Origin of the sequence: Janthinobacterium sp. B9-8 (assembly GCF_000969645.2) — a bacterium.
Lineage (GTDB): Bacteria > Pseudomonadota > Gammaproteobacteria > Burkholderiales > Chitinibacteraceae > Iodobacter.
In genome coordinates this window covers 4,670,552-4,691,097 of the sequence record NZ_CP014222.1, presented here as the reverse complement: position 1 = coordinate 4,691,097, position 20,546 = coordinate 4,670,552, and the positions used below count along the sequence as shown (strand labels likewise).

Annotated in this window: 16 protein-coding genes; 11 read left to right on the top strand and 5 right to left on the bottom strand. The window is 50.1% G+C overall.

Annotated elements, in window-relative coordinates; translation table 11 throughout:
- Position 1 precedes the first annotated feature (1 nt).
- From exbD to VN23_RS21035, 4 genes are all read left to right on the top strand, one after another.
- Positions 2–418, top strand: a complete 417-nt coding sequence (gene exbD / locus VN23_RS21050) for a TonB system transport protein ExbD (protein WP_046350330.1) — start codon at positions 2–4, stop codon at positions 416–418.
- Entirely contained in the window at positions 418–1,185 is a 768-nt protein-coding gene (locus VN23_RS21045; RefSeq protein ID WP_046350331.1) for an energy transducer TonB, read from the top strand. The genes exbD and VN23_RS21045 overlap by 1 nt, the downstream gene beginning before the upstream one ends.
- Before the next feature lie 52 nt (positions 1,186–1,237).
- Positions 1,238–3,358 carry a S9 family peptidase gene (locus VN23_RS21040; protein ID WP_082752875.1) on the top strand — a complete coding sequence of 707 codons (2,121 nt, stop codon included), beginning with the start codon at positions 1,238–1,240 and terminating at the stop codon, positions 3,356–3,358.
- A gap of 84 nt (positions 3,359–3,442) precedes the next feature.
- Entirely contained in the window at positions 3,443–5,704 is a 2,262-nt protein-coding gene (locus VN23_RS21035; RefSeq protein WP_046350332.1) for a TonB-dependent receptor domain-containing protein, read from the top strand.
- Positions 5,705–5,737: 33 nt separating this feature from the next.
- On the opposite strand, the gene VN23_RS21030 is transcribed toward VN23_RS21035, so the two are convergent.
- Positions 5,738–6,652: a LysR family transcriptional regulator gene (locus VN23_RS21030; RefSeq protein WP_046350333.1), complete on the bottom strand. Its 915-nt coding sequence runs from the start codon at positions 6,650–6,652 to the stop codon at positions 5,738–5,740.
- Positions 6,653–6,789: 137 nt separating this feature from the next.
- On the opposite strand from VN23_RS21030, the gene VN23_RS21025 reads away from it, so the two are divergent.
- The gene (locus VN23_RS21025; RefSeq protein WP_046350334.1) at positions 6,790–7,560 is read left to right on the top strand and encodes an SDR family oxidoreductase; all 771 of its coding nucleotides are present in this window, start codon (positions 6,790–6,792) and stop codon (positions 7,558–7,560) included.
- A gap of 103 nt (positions 7,561–7,663) precedes the next feature.
- On the opposite strand, the gene VN23_RS22010 is transcribed toward VN23_RS21025, so the two are convergent.
- From VN23_RS22010 to VN23_RS21010, 3 genes are all read right to left on the bottom strand, one after another.
- Entirely contained in the window at positions 7,664–8,464 is an 801-nt protein-coding gene (locus VN23_RS22010) for a hypothetical protein (protein ID WP_046350335.1), read from the bottom strand.
- Positions 8,461–8,886, bottom strand: a complete 426-nt coding sequence (locus VN23_RS21015) for a DNA polymerase III subunit chi (protein ID WP_046350336.1) — start codon at positions 8,884–8,886, stop codon at positions 8,461–8,463. The genes VN23_RS22010 and VN23_RS21015 overlap by 4 nt, the downstream gene beginning before the upstream one ends.
- A gap of 109 nt (positions 8,887–8,995) precedes the next feature.
- Positions 8,996–10,465 carry a leucyl aminopeptidase gene (locus VN23_RS21010; protein WP_046350337.1) on the bottom strand — a complete coding sequence of 490 codons (1,470 nt, stop codon included), beginning with the start codon at positions 10,463–10,465 and terminating at the stop codon, positions 8,996–8,998.
- An 83-nt stretch (positions 10,466–10,548) separates the two neighbouring features.
- Here VN23_RS21010 and lptF point away from each other — a divergent pair, with 83 nt between their 5' ends.
- The 4 genes from lptF to VN23_RS20990 all read left to right on the top strand — a co-directional run bounded on the left by lptF (position 10,549) and on the right by VN23_RS20990 (position 15,809).
- Positions 10,549–11,607 carry an LPS export ABC transporter permease LptF gene (gene lptF / locus VN23_RS21005; protein WP_046350586.1) on the top strand — a complete coding sequence of 353 codons (1,059 nt, stop codon included), beginning with the start codon at positions 10,549–10,551 and terminating at the stop codon, positions 11,605–11,607.
- A 1-nt stretch (position 11,608) separates the two neighbouring features.
- Positions 11,609–12,688 carry an LPS export ABC transporter permease LptG gene (lptG, locus tag VN23_RS21000; RefSeq protein ID WP_046350338.1) on the top strand — a complete coding sequence of 360 codons (1,080 nt, stop codon included), beginning with the start codon at positions 11,609–11,611 and terminating at the stop codon, positions 12,686–12,688.
- A 76-nt stretch (positions 12,689–12,764) separates the two neighbouring features.
- Complete coding sequence (gene galE / locus VN23_RS20995; RefSeq protein WP_046350339.1) at positions 12,765–13,775, top strand: UDP-glucose 4-epimerase GalE; 1,011 nt, start codon at positions 12,765–12,767, stop codon at positions 13,773–13,775.
- Between the two features lie 276 nt (positions 13,776–14,051).
- A complete protein-coding gene (locus VN23_RS20990) occupies positions 14,052–15,809 on the top strand; it encodes an ATP-binding protein (RefSeq protein WP_197432981.1) in 1,758 nt (585 codons plus the stop codon).
- Between the two features lie 162 nt (positions 15,810–15,971).
- On the opposite strand, the gene VN23_RS20985 is transcribed toward VN23_RS20990, so the two are convergent.
- Complete coding sequence (locus VN23_RS20985; protein WP_046350340.1) at positions 15,972–17,663, bottom strand: DUF2813 domain-containing protein; 1,692 nt, start codon at positions 17,661–17,663, stop codon at positions 15,972–15,974.
- A gap of 317 nt (positions 17,664–17,980) precedes the next feature.
- Here VN23_RS20985 and VN23_RS20980 point away from each other — a divergent pair, with 317 nt between their 5' ends.
- Both VN23_RS20980 and VN23_RS20975 read left to right on the top strand, forming a co-directional pair.
- Positions 17,981–19,291 carry a flippase gene (locus VN23_RS20980; RefSeq protein WP_046350341.1) on the top strand — a complete coding sequence of 437 codons (1,311 nt, stop codon included), beginning with the start codon at positions 17,981–17,983 and terminating at the stop codon, positions 19,289–19,291.
- Between the two features lie 212 nt (positions 19,292–19,503).
- A complete protein-coding gene (locus VN23_RS20975) occupies positions 19,504–20,541 on the top strand; it encodes a glycosyltransferase family 2 protein (RefSeq protein ID WP_052746406.1) in 1,038 nt (345 codons plus the stop codon).
- The last annotated feature ends 5 nt before the right edge of the window (positions 20,542–20,546 follow it).

The following is a 20,546-nucleotide window of genomic DNA, read 5'->3' as shown; positions in this document are numbered from 1 at the left end:
CATGGGTGCTTTCTTTGCTTCTGAAAACGATGAAATCAGCGAAGTGCACGAGATCAATGTCACGCCCTTTATTGATGTGATGCTGGTGCTGCTGATTATTTTTATGGTGGTGTCGCCACTGGCTACGGTCGATCTCAAAATCGACTTACCAGCGGCCAGCGCTGCGCCCGAGCCCCGGCCAGAAAAACCGGTGTTTATTTCGCTTAAAGCCGATAAAAGCCTTTATCTTGCAGAGCAAGCGGTTTCACTTACCCAGCTTGCCGGGCAGCTAGATAGCCAAACCGGTGCAGATAAGCAAACCACGCTGTTTTTTCAGGCTGATAAGCAAGCGCAATACGAAGATGTACTCGCCGTGATGGATGCGCTGCGCAAAGCAGGCTATTTAAAAGTAGGCCTGGTTGGGCGTGAGGCCGAGTAATGCACACAGCCCCTCAGCCCGGCATGCGTTGGCGCACCGGCATCTTACTCGTTTCATCGGTCTATCTAATACTGCTGTTTATACTGCTACGCCAGCCTGTCCCTCTGCTCGCCAGCCCCATGCCTGCTGCCGCCGTTATGCTGGTGATGGCTCCGCAAATCAGCTCATCGGCCACTAAGCAGCAACAGGCGGTTGGCGCTCAGCAATCGGTCGCGGTAAAGCCGGCCAAGCCCAATAGTACCAAGCCAGAAAAGCTTCCCTCTTTGGCCGGCGCACAGGCGCCAGTGATTATTGCAGCGGCGGAGAAAACGCACACTGCGCCCACCCCTGCTGCCGATCAAAAGCCTGTGCCCGATAAAACGCCGCCCAGCGAAACGCCTCCCACGGCAGCCGCCGCCAATAGCAGCGCAGCCCCTGCTCCGGCAGCCATTCAATCGGCCCAAACTGCGGCCCCGTTTAATAGCGATTCGCCATCAAACAGCGCGGCCAGCCTTAACTGGCAAAGCCAGGTTTTAAGCCACTTGGGCAAATACAGGCGTTATCCGGGCGATGCAAGGCTGCGTAAACAAGCAGGTGCTGCGTGGGTAAAGTTCACCATAACGGCAGAGGGAAAAGTCCTGAATAAGCAGCTGATTGCCTCATCAGGCGCACTGATTCTGGACCGTGAAGCACTGCAAATTTTAGAGCGTGCCCAGCCGCTGCCCTTGCCGCCAAAACTAGCACCCATTGTCATCACGCTGCCGGTTCGTTTTGATCTAGAAAATTAAATCCAACCCGCCCGCTGGCTAAAACCAGCTCGCATCCTCCCTTGGAAAACCCATGAATCTGCCCTCCTCGCGCTGGCTACACGCCAGCCTGCTTGTTGCTTTATTTATCCAACAAACTGCTAGCGCGCTTAACCCGCCCAAGGCCGAGCAAATCCCGCAAACCTTGCAAGCGCATGGCGAGCAGCGTGTGGATAACTATGGCTGGTTGCGTGACGATCAGCGCAAAGCGCCTAAGGTGCTGGATTATCTAAATGCAGAGAATCGCTATACCGAAGCGATGCTAGAACCGGCGGCAGCGCTGCGCGACACCCTCTATCAGGAAATGGCAGGGCGGATTAATCGGCAGGACCAATCCCTGCCTTACACGCTGGATGGCTACCAATACCGCGAGCAATTAATTGCGGGTAAGGAATACGCTATTTACCAGCGCAAAAAACAGCAAACCAACAGCGAGTGGGAAGTTTTACTGGATGCCAATTTACGCGCCGCTGGCCAGCGCTATTACCGTATGGCAGGCATGGAAATCAGCCGCCACAGCCCGCTAATGGCCATTGCCGAAGATTACACAGGGCGACGCCAATACCGCATTGCCATTCAGAATATCAGCGGTGGCAATGAAGAGATAATCGAAAACACCTCGGGCAATATGGCATGGGCGAACGATGGCAAATCCTTGTTTTATGTGCGCAATCACCCGCAAACACTGCGCGCCTGGCAGCTGTATCGCCATCAATACGGCAGCGAGCCCAGCAGCGACCAACTGGTTTATCAGGAAGACGACGAGGGCTTTTATTTAAGCCTGTCGACCTCGTCTTCCCGGCAATACATCCTGCTCACCAGTAACAGCACGTCCACTTCTGAAGTGCGGCTGATCAATGCCGATCAGCCTGCCGCTGCTCCTGAGCTATTCGCCGCCCGCCAAACGGGGCGCGAATATTATTTAGATCATTATCGCGGCCAGTTTTATCTGCGTGCCAATCATCAAAGCCCGCAGTTTGGCCTCTACCAAACCGCATCGGCCAAAGAGCCGTGGCAAGTACTGATCGCCCCCGATACAGAGCGCGAATTGGAAAGCTTTGCCGTATTTCGCAGCGCGCTGATTACCAAAGAGCGTCATCAGGGCTTATCGCGCATTCGCCAGCTGAGCTGGGATGGCAAATTGCAGCGCGAGCTCAGCTTTGACGACCCAAGCTATATGGCGTGGCTAGGCAATAATCCCGATCCAGACAGCACCACGCTGCAATACCGCTACTCGTCCATGACCACGCCCACCTCGACGTTTGCCTGGAATCTGCAAAATGGTGAGCGCAGCCTATTAAAGCAGCAGCAAATCAAAGCCTTTCAGGCACAGGATTACCGCAGCGAGCGGTTATGGCTAAGCGCGCGTGATGGCGTCAAAGTGCCGGTTTCTCTGGTTTATAAAAAATCGCTGCTTAAGCCGGGAAAAAATCCGCTACTGGTTTACGGCTATGGCGCTTACGGCATGAGCATGGATGCCTCGTTTAGCCCGGCAAGGCTTAGCCTGCTGGACCGCGGCTTTGTGTTTGCCATTGTGCATGTCAGGGGCGGTGGCGAGCTGGGCCAGGCTTGGTATCAGCAGGGCAAGCTGGCCAATAAACAAAATAGCTTTAATGATTTTATCGACAGCACCCAAGGCTTAGTTAAAGCAGGCTTTGGCCAGCCGGGACGCTTATACGCTATGGGCAGCAGCGCCGGTGGCCTGCTGGTTGCGGCCAGCATCAACCAAGCGCCCAAGCTTTTTAATGCAGTGGTTGCTCAAGTGCCCTTTGTGGATGTGCTGACCACCATGCTCGACCCTAGCCTGCCGCTAACGGTGGGTGAATATGAAGAATGGGGCAATCCACAGCTCAAAGCCGATTACCAGCGTATCAAATCCTACAGCCCCTACGACGGCGTAACAGCCCAGCCCTACCCCCATCTGCTCGTGACCAGCGGCTTGCACGACTCGCAAGTGCAGTACTGGGAGCCCGCCAAATGGGTAGCCAAACTGCGCGCGCTTAAACAAGGCGATTCCATGCTGCTGCTCTCTACCGATATGAATGCAGGCCACGGCGGAAAATCAGGTCAACTGGGCAAGCTTAAAAATAGCGCAATGGAATACAGCTTTATTTTGCATCTGGACGCACAAGCACAGCGTGCCTTAGCGCCGTAGCAAACAAACGCTTTCTGATGACAGCAGCTCACACAGATTTGAAATACGCCAGCCACAGGCTGGTATTTATAAAAAGAGGAAGAAATGAGAGTTAAGATCATGGCTCAGGCCATTGCCATCAGCATGCTGATCGTCGGCCAACAAGCCCGTGCAGCAGAAGCCCCTGCCGCAAGCGAAGGCAGTGTGGTGTTTAATCCGCTGAATATTTCTGCAACGGCCATCAATCCAGAGCAAGAAGCACTGGAAAAACCCGGCTCGACCAGCAGCCGTGGCGAAAACATCAAGCTTGAGCCGATCGATCAAATCATGCGCAGCATGCCCGGCACCTATACCCAAATCGATCCGGGCCAAGGCGCAGTCAGCGTGAATATCCGAGGCATGAGCGGCTTTGGCCGCGTGAATACCATGGTGGATGGTGTTAGCCAAAACTACTACGGCAGCGCTCCTTCCGAGGTTTCACATGGCAGCGTTCCAAGCAGCCAGTTTGGTGCACTGATCGATCCTAATTTTATTGTGGGCGTGGATGTTACTCGGGGGGATGAAAAAGGCTCGGCAGGGATTAATGCTTTAGCAGGTAGCGCCAACTTCCGAACCATCGGTGTAGACGACGTTGTCTTTGCGGGCAACTCATTGGGTTTCAGAAGCAAATTTTCAGCGGGAAGCAATGGCACCGGGCGTAGCGGAATGATGGCTATCGCGGGTAAAACAAAAGCATTTAGCGATAGCGGCAGCATCGGCATGATGGCCGCCATTAGCAGCAGCTCAATTGAGAGCCGTTATAAAAATGCCGAAGGCACGGGTAGCGAAAAGTTTGGATTTGGTTACAATCAATCCTATAAGCAAAACCCTAAATCGCAATTAGTAAAACTAGATATAAAATTAGATGATTTTCATAGCTTCGAATTTTCTGGCCGCCGGTATGAAAACAGCTTTACCAAACGAGATATAGAAAGCAATGATTACTATATAAAGTATCACTATTCTCCTTATTCCGAGCTGATTGATTTAAACGTGATCGCCAGCAGCGGCCATGGCAATCAGAAATATATGCCCGGCTCATTGTTTACCTTTACCAATACCAGCACAGAAAATAAAGCGGATGCTATTGATATCAATAACACTAGCCGCTTCAGCTTAGGCACGACCGATATTTCATTTAATTACGGCGGCAAGCTGATGCGTAATCAATTTGAAAAGCATGTAGAGAGCTTGATAGAAGACCCAAAGCAAAATCTAGAATCAATTGAAAACAATACCTTTGCACCGGCCGGTAATCAGCGTATTTCCAGCCTTTATTCTGCACTGCAACTTAATCATGGTATTTTTCAGCTAAATTTAGGCGCAAATTATACCAGCTCTAATCTAACAGGCTATAAGCCTGCATGTGATGAACGCGTGCAATGCTTCCCTCAGGGAAGTAGCAATATCTCATTGGAAGAAAGTGGTTTTAATCCATCGATTATGCTGTCTGCCTTTATCTCACCGTGGTTCCAGCCTTTTGCCAGCTATGCTAAAACCATGCGCAGCCCAAATCCACAAGAAGTGTTCTTTTCAAATGATGGTGGTGCATCAATGAATCCCTTCCTTAAGGGCGAAAAATCAGACACCTATCAATTGGGTTTTAACTCCAGTGCCAATGGCTTATTTTTTAAAGAAGATGCTTTACGCTTTAAAGCCGTTTATTTCCGAAGCAAGATTAAAGACTATATTGCAAGCCAATCATTCCTTGTCTGCACAGGGGGCCGAAAATGCAGTATGGAAGAAGTTATTTCCTCGGATTGGACCATTGATAGCGATGACTACATAAGCAATATGCATATATATGTAAATTCTGCCACTCCGGTTGAAACCAGTGGTTTTGAATTAGAAGCCAATTACGATGCAGGCTTTGCTTATGCTCGCTTATCGTTTAGCCATGAAAACACCAGCCAGCCAACATCAATTGCCAGCGGATCTTTTGGTGCCGGTGATATTGGCGATCTGCCAGAAGATTTCTTTAATTTAGATGCGGGTGTGCGCTTTCTAGATAAAAAACTGGTATTTGGTAGCCTTGTTAAATTTACCGGTACCAATCGCAAGCTATCGCCTGATCAGGAATACAACGAAAAAAGCGGCGCTTTAGAAAAAGTAAAAAACGAGAAAAACCCAGTTATTGTTGATTTGTATAGTAATTACCAAATCAGCAAAAATCTGTCAGTTAGATTATCGGTACAAAACCTAATGAACAAAAATTATTCAGAAGCATTAAACCGCCTGAATTCTAATCCATCGCAATCAAGTGGAGAATCGCCCGCCAATACGGCGCGTGGCCGCACTTATTTAGTGGGTGCTGAATTCAGAATGTAAAAAAAAGGCCAGAAACCAAGTTTCTGGCCTTTTTTAATTAGAAACAAAGCCGCCTTCCGCTAGTTGCTCTTGCAATAATTCCGCCACCCAAGCCACAAAAACCTGCACGCGCTGCGAGCTATTGCGCTGATAAGGGTAAAGCACAGACACGGGCAGCGCTGCGGCTTGGTATTGCGGTAAAACTTCCTGTAATTCACCGCTAGCCAGATACGCTGCTGCATCATAAGAGGGCACTTGAATAAGCCCCAAGCCCGCCAAGCCACAAGCCAGATAGCTTTCTGCATTGTTTACCGTTATCCGGCTAGGCACGGGCAGGCTGTGGTTTTCGCCGTTTTCCATATATTCCCAATGCGCCGTTTGCTCAGTCAAAGACCGGCTATAGCCCACCATATAATGCTGGCTTAATCCAGCCAGAGAATCAGGCACACCCCATTGTTGGATATAGGCAGGGCTGACGTAATTACCCTGAGGCAGCAAACCCAGACGCTTAGAAACCAAGCGCTCCTCGTGCAATGCCCCTACCCGCAGCACGCAATCCACCCCTTCGCGCAGCAGATCAATCACATGATCGCTCATGCCCATTTCGATACGAATATCTGGGTAGCGCTGAAAAAACGCGGGCAAATGAGGCGCAATCAAACTGCGGGCAATCCGCGTGGGCACGTCGATCCGCAATAGCCCCTGCAAACCTGAATCCCGAAACGATTGCGCCGTTTTATCCAGATCGGCCAGAAGGCGCTGGCAATGCAAATAGTAGCTACGCCCATCCCCCGTCAGCTCTAAATGACGGGTGGTTCTGCTTAATAATCGCGTACCCAAATGATTTTCCAGCTGCTGCAAGGTAGTCGATGCCACAGGCCGCGACAGCTGCATCAGCTCTGCGGCACGAGTAAAACTGCCGCTATCGCTGATCTGCACAAAAAGACGCATTGCCTGAATCAAATCCACAGCCACTCCGATTGTTTTGCCAGACAAAATAGTGTTTTCATTTTAGCCGTATTTATCCCCGCCACGCTGCGCAGCATACTGCATTACCTTTTTCTGAAAGCAGATTTTCAGATTCCCTCTCCTTAAGGAATACAGAAATGTCCAAACATGCACTTGCTGGAAAAGTAGTTGTTATTGGTGGTGGCGCAAAAAACCTAGGCGGGCTGATCAGCCGTACCTTTGCTGCCGAGGGTGCAAAAATTATTGTGCATTACAATAGCGATGCAACGCGTGCTGCAGCCGATGCGATGGTGAATCATATTCAAACCGCAGGCGGTGAAGCATTCGCCATTCAGGGCGATTTTACTAAAGTGAGCGATGTAGAAAACGTTTTTGCTGAGGCAAAAAAACGCTATGGCGGCATAGATATCGCCATTAACACCGTGGGAATGGTGCTAAAAAAACCAATTGTAGAAACCACAGAAGCCGAATTTGACACGATGGATGCCATCAATAATAAAGCGGCCTATTTCTTTATGCGTGAAGCTGGAAAATCACTCAATGAGAACGGCAGCATTGTTACCATCGTGACCTCTTTACTTGCTGCATATACCGGCGACTATTCCACTTATGCGGGCAGCAAAGCCCCCGTTGAGCACTATACCCGAGCCGCATCTAAAGAATTTGGCGCACGCGGAATTTCAGTAAATGGCGTAGGCCCCGGCCCTATGGATACGCCCTTTTTCTATGGTCAAGAACAGGAGCAAGCCGTTGCCTACCATAAATCTGCAGCCCCTTTAGGCAAGCGTAGCAAAACCGGTTTAACTGATATTGAAGATATTGTTCCCTTAGTTCAATTTCTGGTCACTGATGGCTGGTGGATTACCGGCCAAACCATTTTTGCTAATGGCGGCTATACCACTCGTTAACCATGAAAAAAGCCGTCAAGCGAACCCGCTGACGGCTTTTTTTACATCGCAATCACTTAAGCTATAACGCTGTGAATGGTAGGTGTAAGCCACCACTCCCAGTTTAGCTATGTTTACGCAGCTCTTCTTTCACCAGCTCTTCTACCCGCGGTAAAAGCTTATTCTCTATTTCTACTGTCATATCACTCATTAAGCGGCGCAAAGTATCTTCGTAAAAAGTGCTCATTAGGCTGGCAAAATGCTGACGGGTGAGCTGCTCTACTTCAGTAGCAATTTCAACGCCAAGCTGCGCTGCAACCGTAGCACTTAATTCGGCAATGGCCCGCTCGCTCAAAGCCGGAGTAGCAACTTCTATCACCTCTTCAAGCGGCTGAAGCTCAAGCGAATCAATCAGCGGATCTTCACCCCACCCGGCAGTGTCCTCGATACTCATTAATTGAATGGGCACGATTTCTTCAGCTGCGATCTCCAGTTCTGGCTCTGGCTCTGGCTCTGGCTCTGGCTCTGGCTCTGGCTCTGGCTCTGGCTCTGCAATAGCTTCCTCTATCGGCGGCGCAGCGGGTACCTCTTCCCAGCTTGCTCCCCAAGGATTTGCTTGCGAGAGGGCATCTAAATCTAGCAGCGGTAAATCCATAAACTCTGCAATGGGCGACAAGGTGGCTAGAGTCAGCTCCTCGACAGGCTCAGCGATGGGTTTATGATCAATAATCTCGACTTCCTCTTCCGCAAAAAGCTCTTCGGGAGGAAACATTAAAACTTCGTCCAAGACCTCGGTCAATACCGGAATATCCTCTGCTTCATCCAACAAGACAGGGATAGCCTCGGCCGAAGCGCTACCGCGATGACGCGCCAGTAGCGCATCCATTTTATCGAATAGGGGGCTGTTTTCAGACACGCGCTTCATGCCCTATCCATCATATCGAAGGAAGTAGGCTTAAACCCCTGAGCCGCATAGGCTTTCCAGCGCTCACGTGCCAAGGTACGCGCCTCTTCATCAATCGATACCACTTCAATCACCCGCTGATAGCGCTCAAAACCCGGTGGCAGACCATTGGTCCAGTTAAAAAGTAGTGGCCGGGCAGGCAAAAGCTCGGGGCGATAATCAAGCACAATCGGCGTATCCGCCACAATGGCCGCATCGGCAGCGCAATGCGGTAAAAAGCCAGTTTGTGGCACTTCCCATAGCAAACCATCCAGCGCAGCAGTCGCCGCCTGGCTATCAGTCAGGATATTGATACTTAAGCGCTTTGCTAGGGCTTTGCTCACCAACTGGCAAAGCGCATGCTCGCGATTGGGTACATTAAAGTAGAACGAAATTTCAGTCATTAAACGTTTCTAAGGATTACATCTGTAAATCAATACATCGTAGGGCGGGTGCTTACCTGCGAGCAATGCTTAATAAATACGCAGGTAAGCACCCGCCCTACATACCTGCTTATTTCTTTTTAGCTGCCGCACGCTGAGTTAAAAACTCAACCAGCAATGGGACCGGACGGCCTGTTGCGCCTTTTGCTGCGCCAGACTTATGCGCAACACCCGCGATATCTAGGTGAGCCCATGTGTATTCCTTAGTAAAGCGGCTAAGGAATGCAGCAGCAGTGATCGAGCCCGCAGCACGGCCACCGATATTGGCCATGTCGGCAAAGTTGGATTTCAGCTGTTCTTGGTAATCATCCCATAGCGGCATGCGCCATGTTTTGTCACCGGTTTCACGCGATGCTTTGATCAAATCATCGGCCAGTTGATCGTTGGTGGTGAATAAACCACTCGCCACATGGCCCAAGCCAATAATGATTGCACCGGTCAGTGTGGCGATATCGATCACCAGCTCTGGCTCGTAGCGTGCTACATAAGTCAGCGCGTCGCACAAAATCAAACGGCCTTCAGCATCGGTATTCAGAATTTCAATCGTCTGGCCGCTCATTGAGGTGACGATGTCGCCCGGCTTCACAGCATTGCTGGAAGGCATATTCTCGCAAGTCGGGATCACTCCTACCACATTGATTGGCAGGCCTTGCTCGGCAATGGCGCGAATCACGCCCATTACCGTAGCTGCGCCGCACATATCAAACTTCATTTCATCCATTTCTGCGCCGGGCTTTAGCGAAATACCGCCCGAATCAAAGGTAATGCCTTTACCCACCAGCACCACAGGCTTTTCTGATTTCTTGCCGCCTTGGTATTCAAGGCAAATCAGCTTAGGTGGCTCGATACTGCCTTGGGCAACAGAGAGGAATGAGCCCATGCCCAGTGCTTCCATTTCTGGCCTTTCTAGCACGGTGCATTTCATTTTGTAGCTGGCAGCCAACAAATGAGCGGCATTAGCTAAGTAAGTCGGGGTACAAATATTGCCGGGCAGATTACCCAGATCACGCGTAAGGTTCATGCCGTGACCTAGTGCCACACCGGCTTGCAAGCCTTGCTCGGCTTTTTCTACTTCAGATTTTTTGCTGACGGCAATATTTACAGCAGTCAAAACTGGGGCGGCTTCTGGCTCAGATTTAAACTGCACAAAACGATAGCTTTCAAAAACGAGTGCTTGAGCGATAATCGCAACAGCATCTTTTAAACCGACGGCTTTTGCTGCGCCAATAGCTAAGAAGATATCTGCGGAAGTGGATTTGCCTGCAACTAAAGCCTTAGCCGCAGCAAGTGCTGCCTTACGTAAGGCATCTGCATCAAGCTTTTGCTCATCACCCAGCTGTACTAATAAAACACGGCGACCAGGCAAGGGAATATATAAAGTGGAGCCAACGCTATCGCCCAATTCATTGCAGGTTTCTGCCAACCAACCGTCTTTGTCCAACCCCGCTGCAAGTGCGGCAAGTTGTGTACCAAAAACCGGCAGCACTAAACAATCCGCTGCTGTTTTTTCGGGGACAGATAGATTTATGCTAAATTCCATTATTGCTTCCTATTGCTAAGTTTAAAGGCCGCGAAAATTTCGCTCGATTATTTCCTAGTACCCCCGCAAAGTCAAAAACGCCCATGCTGTTTCGTAAAAGCCTAATTCAAGAAATGTCCTGGGTCGCCCTTGGGGCCTTCTTCGTGTTGCTCATGTTAATCATGACGACGCAAATTGTACGCCTGCTCGGCCAAGCCGCCATTGGTGCTCTCGCTAGTTCTGCGGTCTGGGCCATGATGGGCTTTGCTGCTGTTCGCTATTTGCCCATTCTTTTATCACTGATGTTGTTTTTTTCGATATTGGCCGTGTTAACCCGGCTATGGAAAGACCATGAAATGGTGATTTGGTTTGTGAGCGGGCGCTCGATCCATAGTTTTATTCGCCCCGTGCTTGAGTTTACTCTCCCTGTAGTGATTCTTATTGCACTTTTATCACTGGTTCTTTCGCCTTGGGCCTTGGAAAAAGGCCAAGAGTACAAAGAAAAATCACTCTCCCGTCAGGAAGTCACTCAGGTCGCTCCAGGCGTATTCAGAGAATCCCCTGCAGCGGATCGGGTTTATTTTGTTGAAAATTTCACCGGTGGCAATGGCAATAATGTGTTTGTGCAATTACGCCGTGACGATAAGTTAACCGTGATTCTGGCGGAAAAAGGCGGTCTTTATCTGGATAGCGACGGCTCCCGCTGGCTATGGCTTGCCAAGGGCAAGTCTTACGAAGGGCTGCCCGGCACTGCATCCTACGAAATGCTGGAGTTTGAAAATGCAAGGCTGCGTATCGAAGCCGGTGAAAACCCGCGCTCCAGCCCATCCACTCAGGCCACCAGCACCATGGCGCTTTGGGATAGTAGCTTGCCCGAGCACAAGGCAGAGTTAGCTTGGCGAATAGCGATTCCAATTTCGGCGCTCATTCTTAGCTTGGCAGCCATTCCACTGGCATTTTTTAACCCACGTGGTGGGCGAGCTTCTAATTTATTGGTCGCAGTCTTTTCCTACTTCTTTTATTACAACTGCATCAATATTGCACAGGCTTGGCTTAGTGACGGCAAGGTGCCGGCTATGCTCGGCATGTGGCCGCTGCACGCCGCAGCGCTGTTGATTACACTGGGCCTGTTTGCCTGGCGCAGCAAGTTGCGAGGCCATTGAAATGAGTTTGTTATCTCGCTATTTAATGCGTGAATTATCGCTGTTTATTTTATTTGCCCTGATCGGCCTGCTTGGCCTTTACACTTTTTTTGATCTCATTGCCGAGCTCACCGACCTAGGCGTTGGCGGCTACCGCCTTAGCGATGCACTGATTTACGTGGCCCTGCGTGCGCCCGCCAATGCCTACGAGTTGCTGCCCATTGCTGTGCTGATTGGCGGCATCTTCGGCCTATCGCATTTATCCGGCTCGTCCGAGCTGACGGTGATTCGCGCTTCGGGTGTATCCCTTAAACGTCTCTTGCTCTGGCTTTGCCTGATTGGTGCGTTTTATGGCGTGATTACCCTGCTCTTGGGTGAATACATTGCCCCTGCGGGCAAACGCATGGCCAATCAGCATCGCTTAGCCGCCACGCAATCCATGCTGGTAGGGGATTTCCGATCCGGCGTGTGGATTAAAGATGGCAAGCAAATTGTAAATATCGGCGAGATGCTGCCCGACCTCACCGTAGTGAATGCGCGGATTTATGAATTTGGCAAAACACTGACTTTAGATCGGGTGATCGAAGGGCATAACGGCCGCTTTCAAAGCAAGGGCAACTGGACGCTGCAAAAAGCCACCATCACTCAGTTTCTGCCTGAGCACGCAGGCGTTGTACTCACAAAACCTGCCGTATTTAATTGGCAAACGTCGATCTCCCCTGCCATGCTCGCGGTGCTCTTGGTAGAGCCTGCACAAATGTCAGCCACCTCTTTACTCAGCTATATCGACCACTTAAAGCGCAATAAACAAAAAACATCACGCTATGAGCTGGCGCTTTGGGGCAAATTATTTTACCCATTGGCCTGCTTATCTATGGTGCTGATTGCGCTACCTTTTGCCCAGACTCAAAAACGCAGCAGTAATGCAGGCGTTCGCGTGTTTATCGGCATTGCCTGTGGCTTGGTATTTCACTTTGCCAATCAGATAGTGGTTTATTTGGGCGATTTATATAACTGGCCACCACCGATCGTTGTTTCTATCCCTACTCTGCTGTTTCTATCTGCAGCGGGATTGATGCTATGGCGACAAGAGCGGCGCTAAGAAATAGTCAATTTGTAAAGCCGCTTGCCCATGATCTAGGCAAGCAGTCCTCTCGGCACATCAATAGGAGTTTTCCATGCACGTTTTACTGACTGGCGGAGCAGGTTATATTGGCTCGCACACCTATATCGAATTGCTTGCAGCAGGCTTTAAACCGGTTATTTTTGATAACTTTTATAATGCCAAGCCAGAAGTTCTGAATCGCATTGCCACGATCACCGGGCAAGCCGCCGAATATGTGGAAGGCGATGTACGCGATGCTGCGGCTTTAAAAGCACTATTTCAGCGCTACGATTTTAGCGCAGTGATTCACTTTGCTGGCCTGAAAGCCGTTGGCGAATCCGTCGAAAAACCACTGATGTATTACGATAACAATGTGGTGGGCACCCAGCGTCTGCTCGAAGCCATGCAGGACGCTGGTGTTAAAAACCTAGTGTTCTCATCCAGCGCCACTGTCTATGGCGACCCGCACGCTGTACCGATTACCGAAGATTTCCCACTATCTGCCACCAATCCTTATGGCCGCTCCAAGCTGATGGTTGAAGATATCGTCCGCGATATTTTTAAGGCGGATGCCAGCTGGAATTTTGCCCTGCTGCGTTATTTCAACCCGGTAGGTGCTCATATCTCTGGCCTGATTGGTGAAGACCCGCAGGGCATTCCAAACAATCTGATGCCTTTTGTGGCACAGGTAGCGGTAGGCAAGCGCGAAAAACTATCCGTGTTTGGCAACGACTACCCAACGCCAGATGGCACGGGCGTGCGTGATTACATCCATGTGGTTGATCTGGCTCGTGGCCACGTTAAAGCCCTGCAAAAGCTCGCCACTGCGCCGGGCCTTGTGACTGTGAACCTCGGCACAGGTGTCGGTTACTCTGTGCTGGATATGGTAAAAGCCTTTGAAAAAGCCTCAGGCAAAGCCGTGCCTTACCAAATTGTTGCCCGCCGCGCGGGTGATATCGCCGCCTGCTACGCCAACCCTGCATCAGCGCTCGCCGTGTTGGGCTGGAAAGCGGAAAAAACATTAGACGATATGTGCCAGGATGGCTGGAAATGGCAAAGCCAAAATCCGAATGGGTTTAATTAAATAAGATGGCAATCACCGCTTTAAAAACGCGGCTCAAGTAAACAGTCAGCTCAAGCAAAGGCGCATTTTAATGCGCCTTTGCTGTTTTCAACTTCTTGAGCCGCAGCTATTTATTTTGCCTATGTAACATCTCATTCACAAGCAAGTCTTAAATCTTGTGTAATTTAATATATATGTTAAATTAAGCATCAATCTACCTTAGTTCAGGCGTTGTCATGAAGATGCCTTCATTATCACAGCGCAATGATCAAAAAAACGCTTAAGAAGTCAGCATCTATGCATATCAATGACCCAGCCGTCTTACAGCGCACCACCGCACTTAGCTATCGTAATGCCCATAGCGGGCAAATCATTGGCATCATTGCGGCCTGTCTTTTATTTATTGCCCACCGGGAAGATCATTCACTCTATATTTTGAGTACCTGGTTATTTCTCACCTGCGGCTTGGCTCTATTTCGCCTCTCTGTTTTCAAAAAATATCAGCAAAACTCAGCAGCACATCACTTTACTTACTGGCGACGCATTCACTTATTTGGCGTAGCGGCCACAGGGCTGGTTTGGTGCGCTGGTGGCGTGTATTTCATGCTCACCAGCAGCATTTTGCTCAAAATGTTTACTGCCTTTGTGTTCTCTGGGCTAGTAGTGGGATCTTTGCCTATTTTAGGCCCTATGATTCCGGCGATGCGTATCTATGCATTTTTAATGATGCTGCCTATCTTAATTAATGCCAGCGTTAAACCTACTCAAATGGATCTCACTCTGGGTGGAATGAATCTATTCTTTTTTCTAACCCTGATGAAAAGCGCCCGCTCCTATCACGATACGATTGTAGAAAGCCTGATTTTAGAATTAGATCAAACCCGCCTTGCAGAAGACCTCGTCAAAGCAAGAAATGACGCCGAATTAGCCGATCGGGCCAAAAGTGAATTTATTGCCAATGTCAGCCATGAAATCAGAACCCCAATGAATGGCATTTTAGGTATGGCGCATTTACTACAGCAAAGCCATTTATCTCCATCACAGAAAGAAACAGTGAATGTGATTTGTAACTCGGCCGATTTACTTTTAGCGCTCGTCAATGACGTGCTCGATTTATCAAAAATAGAAGCCAATTGCCTTATTATTGCCGAACAGCCTGTTGATTTATCTGCCTTGCTCAATGAAGTTCAACAAATGTTCAATCTGATCGCAAGCGATAAAGGCTTAAACCTGATTGTTGATTACCAAGGTGAGGCTAATATCGTCATCTTAAGTGATGGATTACGCTTGCGACAGGTGTTAGTCAACTTATTAGGTAATGCGATTAAATTTACCAATCAAGGCCAAGTAACGCTCAGAATTGAAGCAACATTAATTCAAAATAAATACAGCCTGGATATTGCCGTCATTGATACCGGCATTGGCATACCGGCAGATAGGTTGCCCTATATCTTTGAAGCCTTTGTGCAAGCAGATGGCTCATCTACCCGAGAATATAGCGGCACAGGGCTAGGCTTAACCATTGCCCGCCGCTTGGTCAGCGCAATGGGTGGTGAATTAATCGCACAAAGCGAGCCAACAATCGGCTCTCAGTTTAAATTTACACTGTACTGCCCCAAGGGGCTTATGCCAAAAGCAAATACAGTGATTGTAGAAAATAATACCCAGCCGCGTAAATTGCGTGTGCTATTGGCGGAAGATAATCCAACTAATCGCTTAGTAGCTACCCGTTTATTAGAAAATGATGGGCATACCGTATTTAGCGCAGAAAATGGCCAATTAGCCTTAGATTTTCTTGCTAAAGAACAAGTTGATTTAGTTTTAATGGATATGCAAATGCCGGAAATGGATGGCTTAGAAGCCACCCGCAGCATTCGCGCCCAAGAAAAAGCCAACCCCGCCATCAAACGCCTGCCCATCATGGCATTAACGGCGAATGCCTTAGAAGAAGATCGGCAATTATGTATTAATGCAGGTATGGATTTATTTTTAACCAAACCATTACGGCCTGCTTTATTAAAACAAGCGTTAGCAGAATTGATGGAAACCACCTAAGGGGGAAGTTTTTATGCACCCGCTACATTAGTTTTGCAAAGGCCTTACTTAGGCGCCGTTTTATCGGAAAATCCAAAAAATGCTTTCCTCCGTATTCCCTATGATCTCCGTATTTCAATATTTAGGTTTCGCTGCAAAACATCAGCTTCAATCACGTAAGCCTTACTCACTATAGCTCGCCAGCTGTTGCAAGGTGTCAAACATTTGCTGCAATTCTTGCGGAATAGCCTCTGCGCCAGCAATTTCGGCGGCTTCGGCTATTTCTAGCGCCATGCCAGGTTTGGAGTGATAGCGCAGCGCGCGTTGGATGATTTCTTCATCGGGGCGAGGCGGTGCGGCATCCATTGCAGCCTGGTGCCAATGATTAAGCGGGCCGCGGGGTTTGGCGGCGTTGCGGTAAGTATCGGCAAAACCGTTATCCCACAGATAATGCTCTATATCGCGGCAGGTGATGGCGGTGATGTGCAGAGCATCTGGCCTGTCGTTGAGCAGGCTTCTGGCCTTGGCGATATAGCGTTGGCCCGCTTCATCGCCATCGGCAATCAAATGCCAGACTATCCCTAAGCGATCGGCAAATTTAATCAGCGGCGTTAAGCCCGCTTGGGCAAATTCGACGCAACGTATACCCTCCATAGGGAAATTCACGCCGTAAATCCGCGCCAGCTCAGGCATCAGCCAAAATTCAGTTTCGCCCTCCACCAGCAGCCAAACTCGGGCAAACATACTGCTGGCGCGATTGGCGCGAATATGAAACGCCACTTTGCGTGCGTCGCTGGCCGATAAAGCCTGTTCCCCAACCTGATAAACGTGCACATGCTGATGACGGCGCACCAGACGACGTAAGGCTTGATGCGGAAAACTCGCCAGCAGATCGCCATGATTGGTGGTAATCAGTTTTTGCAGCGGCAATTGCTCGATCAGCCCCCACATCATCGCCAGCTGAATCGGGTGTAAATGCGTTTCAGGGTCTTCCATCAATAAAATCGGATGCGCGCCCTGCTGCAAAGGTAAATCGCCACGGGCATTAATCAGCGCGCCCAGCAGCATCAAGAGCGCCACCCGCCGCTGGCTAGATCCGGCTCGCCCTGCAATATCCAGCAGACTATCGTCATCGCGTAAATTAAATGGCGTGCTAGCAATTTGCTTGGCAAGGCGTTGCAAGGGTACCGGCGCTTGCAGCAGCTCTGCATGCTCGGACAGAAACTGCTCAACCGCATCCAGACCTTGAGTCAGCTCCTGCGGGTGCAGCTGATGCGGCAGAGTAAGAATACGCTCGAATACGGCGCGCACTGCGGCGGATGCAGGCTGAGGCGGATCATCACTGCGGTTTTTTTGTGCAAGGCGTGGGTGCTCTAACCAATCGGTGAGCTGCATATCGCGAAAACGCAGCACAGGGTGATGGCGAATCAGCAGTACTGCCAGCTCATCACTCGCTGCATGCTGCCGTTCCGCGCCCTGCGCATCAATAAAACTGCGGTGGCTGCGCACCTCGCCATGACCATAACGCTCGGCAGAAAAACGCAATGCCAGCCACCGCCTACCTTCATCATCCTGCCAGCTTAAATCTTGCAAAGCGGGGTCGGGCAAGGCTTCGTCGCTTCCTCCACAGAAAAACAGCGTGATATTTAAACGCCGCGCAATCGTCGCCCGCGTATTAGCCACGCGGTGAAAATCTTCATGGGTAAACAGCGCATCCAGCGGCACCGCCTCGCTCAGGCAGCGAGTCAGCGCGGTAATCAGGCTAGTCTTACCCCAGTTGTTTTCGCCAAACAGCGCGGTGCGTTCCCGCTCCAGGCTTAAATCAATCTGGCTAATGCCCCGAAAATTGGTGATTTGTAAGCGTAATAAATGCATAGCCTGCGTCCATTCGATACTTTTATGAAAGCCTACACCAAGTTGTAGCAGCCTGTCGGACTTAGGGCTGATCTACTGCGGAAAAGCCGGATTTGGCCATATTTCATGCATTTTTTCGTTAAATAGCCAGCTATTCGCCTCAAAAATGCATGAAATCTATCTCAAACCGGTCTTTCCCTCGCTACGATCGCCTAAGTCCAACAGGCTGCTAGCCTGCTGATTCTAAATATTGCGACTGTCGTATTGCCACGCGTGGGCACCGCGCCGCGCCCACCTGTCTGCGGTACAATCTGTGCCCCCGCATCCAGAAACGCATCATGTCGCCAGACTCCCGTCTTAAATCCAATATCTTTGCCCTCTATGCTGTGCAGGGGCTGAATTACTTGGTGTCTTTTGTTACCTTTCCTTTCCTCTTGGTGCAGCTAGGTACGGAAGGGTTTGGGGTAATGAATTTTGCCTTTGCCTCCATCCAGTACGGCGTATTGCTGACTGATTTTGGTTTTAATTTATCAGCGGTGCGTGATGTGGCACAGGCTAGGGATAATCCAAAAGAAGCGGCACGGATTTTCTGGCGGGTGACTTGGGCTAAGACGCTGTTGATGGTGGCATCTAGCCTTATTTTGCTGGTAATGACTTTTGCGCTGGGTAGCTGGCAGGAACATGCCAGTATCTTTTTGTGGAGCCAGCTATATATCGTCAGCTCGGTGCTCTTTCCTATTTGGTATTTCCAGGGACAAGAGAAGCTTCAGCTTGCAGCAGGTTTAATGGTATTTGCCCGCGCCTTAACACTGGGCTTTTTATTGCTGTGGGTAAGCGGGCCGCAAGACCTAGCACTGGCGGTGATTTTGCAGGCCACGCCGCAAATTTTAGCTGGATTGCTGTGGTGGTTTAGCGGCTGGGGCGTGCCAAAACCAGAGTGGGTACGAGTGCAATGGCACGAGCTAAAAGGGGCGCTGCGTGCAAGCTGGCCGTTTTTCCTTTCGGCGATTTCTACCAGTCTTTACACCACCTCTACCACAGTTTTACTAGGGATGTTTGCCGCGCCGCTGCAAGTCGGCTTATTTGCGGCGGCTAACAAGCTGGTCTATATCGCCCAAGGCCTCATTGGCCCCTTGGTACAAGCAACGTATCCGCGCATTGCCCAGCTGGCGGTCAGCGATAAACCCGCAGCAATCCAACTGATCAAAAAAGCCTTTCGTATTCAAGCAACGGTGGGCTTGGTGATGACGCTCGCGCTGATGCTATTTTTACCGCTATTTACCCCACTTTGTGTACAACTATTTGGCGCAGACTTTGGCTTATCCCGTGCATTTTTGGCACTCAATAACTCACAAGATGTGATGATCTGGCTGTCTCCCGTCATTTTACTCGGCGCTTTATCCCTAGTTTATGGCCAGCAAACCCTGTTGGTATTTGGCTTTGAGCGCTATTTCAGCCGTGTGCTGGTGGCGGCAGGTCTGCTGAATGTGGCTTTAATGTGCTGGTGGGTGCCGGGTTCCACCCACGGCGGCTTACGCGCGGCACAAAGCGTGCTGACGGTTGAAGCCTTTATTGTGCTGGCGTTTTGGTGGCAAGCCCGAAAAATCCACGCGGAGCATGGTGGCTTAGGCCAAGGGAAAAATGAATAAAAACGAGTACGCAGTGTGCAAAACCCAAATCTTTAACCACGGAGGAAAAGGAGAACACAGAGGGCCACGGAGAAAAGCATAAAGGTTTTCTCCGTGAAACTCCGTGTCCTCTGGGGCCGAAGTGGTTAAAGATTTGGATTTTATGCTGGGATGCAATTTACGCTACCAGAGCACAGGCCACCGATGTACGCATCAAATGCATTGAGATAAAAATGAGTTCTTCCCCTAAAGTCAGCTTTGTTCTGCCCTGCTATAACTCAGCGGCCTATTTACAAGAGACGCTGAATTCAATCAGCGGCCAGAGTTGTACAGACTTTGAATGTATCGCCATAGACGATGGCTCGAACGACGCCACGCTGGCGATTTTGCAGGCGCACGCAGCAAAAGATGCTCGCTTTTTCATCATCACGCGTGAAAATCGTGGCCTGATTGCTACGCTTAACGAAGCAATAGCCCAAGCGCAAGGCGAGTGGATTGCCCGCATGGATGCCGATGATATTTGCGATCCGCAGCGAATTGAAAAACAACTCCAACGCCTGAACGACACCCAGGCCGATGTATGCGGCAGCTGGATTCGTTTTTTTGGCGACAAGAGTGGCGAGTGGATGACGCCATCTACCGATGGTGCAATCAAGGCCATGCTGCTGTTTAACTCGGCCTTTGCCCACCCCAGCGTGATTGCCCGTACGGCGCTGCTCAAAGCGCATCCTTATTCGCCGTATGCGGTGCATGCCGAAGATTACGCGCTGTGGTGCGAGCTGGCTCAAGCAGGGGCCACCTTTACTGCCGTGCCGGAAGTGCTGCTGCAGTATCGTTGCCACGCTGGGCAAATCACCCAAAGTAAAAAGGATGAGCTGCGTGCCACCGCGCACATTATCCGCAGCAAATACGCCCGCTTCGCCCTGCCCGCCGCCATGCAAAAACATGCGGACCGCTTTGTAGAGCTAGCCGAACCCGCCCGCCAACTCAACCGTGCCGAATTTGACTGGATGTGCGATTTTTATCTGCAACTAGCAGAAAACTGGCCAGAAAGCCGCAGCCCGCTAGGTGAAGTATGGGTCGATACGCTACAACGCACTTCAGGGGTGAATCTATTTTTGCTAGGCAAAGTAAAAGCCCTAAACCAAGCCCTGCCGCCACCCGCCAGCGAAATGGGTAAACTGAAACGCCAAAAAATCCGCTGTTTAATCGGTGATACGGCTTGGCAACTGATTAAAAAACTCAACAGAACTAACAAACCCAAATCTTGAACCAC

What these genes read in the sequence shown, in the direction of transcription:
- exbD (WP_046350330.1), top strand. Translation starts at nt 2, where the DNA reads ATGGGTGCTTTCTTTGCTTCTGAAAACGATGAAATCAGCGAAGTGCAC.
- VN23_RS21045 (WP_046350331.1), top strand. Translation starts at nt 418, where the DNA reads ATGCACACAGCCCCTCAGCCCGGCATGCGTTGGCGCACCGGCATCTTA.
- VN23_RS21040 (WP_082752875.1), top strand. Translation starts at nt 1,238, where the DNA reads ATGAATCTGCCCTCCTCGCGCTGGCTACACGCCAGCCTGCTTGTTGCT.
- VN23_RS21035 (WP_046350332.1), top strand. Translation starts at nt 3,443, where the DNA reads ATGAGAGTTAAGATCATGGCTCAGGCCATTGCCATCAGCATGCTGATC.
- VN23_RS21025 (WP_046350334.1), top strand. Translation starts at nt 6,790, where the DNA reads ATGTCCAAACATGCACTTGCTGGAAAAGTAGTTGTTATTGGTGGTGGC.
- VN23_RS22010 (WP_046350335.1), bottom strand. Translation starts at nt 8,464, where the DNA reads ATGAAGCGCGTGTCTGAAAACAGCCCCCTATTCGATAAAATGGATGCG.
- VN23_RS21015 (WP_046350336.1), bottom strand. Translation starts at nt 8,886, where the DNA reads ATGACTGAAATTTCGTTCTACTTTAATGTACCCAATCGCGAGCATGCG.
- VN23_RS21010 (WP_046350337.1), bottom strand. Translation starts at nt 10,465, where the DNA reads ATGGAATTTAGCATAAATCTATCTGTCCCCGAAAAAACAGCAGCGGAT.
- lptF (WP_046350586.1), top strand. Translation starts at nt 10,549, where the DNA reads ATGCTGTTTCGTAAAAGCCTAATTCAAGAAATGTCCTGGGTCGCCCTT.
- lptG (WP_046350338.1), top strand. Translation starts at nt 11,609, where the DNA reads ATGAGTTTGTTATCTCGCTATTTAATGCGTGAATTATCGCTGTTTATT.
- galE (WP_046350339.1), top strand. Translation starts at nt 12,765, where the DNA reads ATGCACGTTTTACTGACTGGCGGAGCAGGTTATATTGGCTCGCACACC.
- VN23_RS20990 (WP_197432981.1), top strand. Translation starts at nt 14,052, where the DNA reads ATGCATATCAATGACCCAGCCGTCTTACAGCGCACCACCGCACTTAGC.
- VN23_RS20985 (WP_046350340.1), bottom strand. Translation starts at nt 17,663, where the DNA reads ATGCATTTATTACGCTTACAAATCACCAATTTTCGGGGCATTAGCCAG.
- VN23_RS20980 (WP_046350341.1), top strand. Translation starts at nt 17,981, where the DNA reads ATGTCGCCAGACTCCCGTCTTAAATCCAATATCTTTGCCCTCTATGCT.
- VN23_RS20975 (WP_052746406.1), top strand. Translation starts at nt 19,504, where the DNA reads ATGAGTTCTTCCCCTAAAGTCAGCTTTGTTCTGCCCTGCTATAACTCA.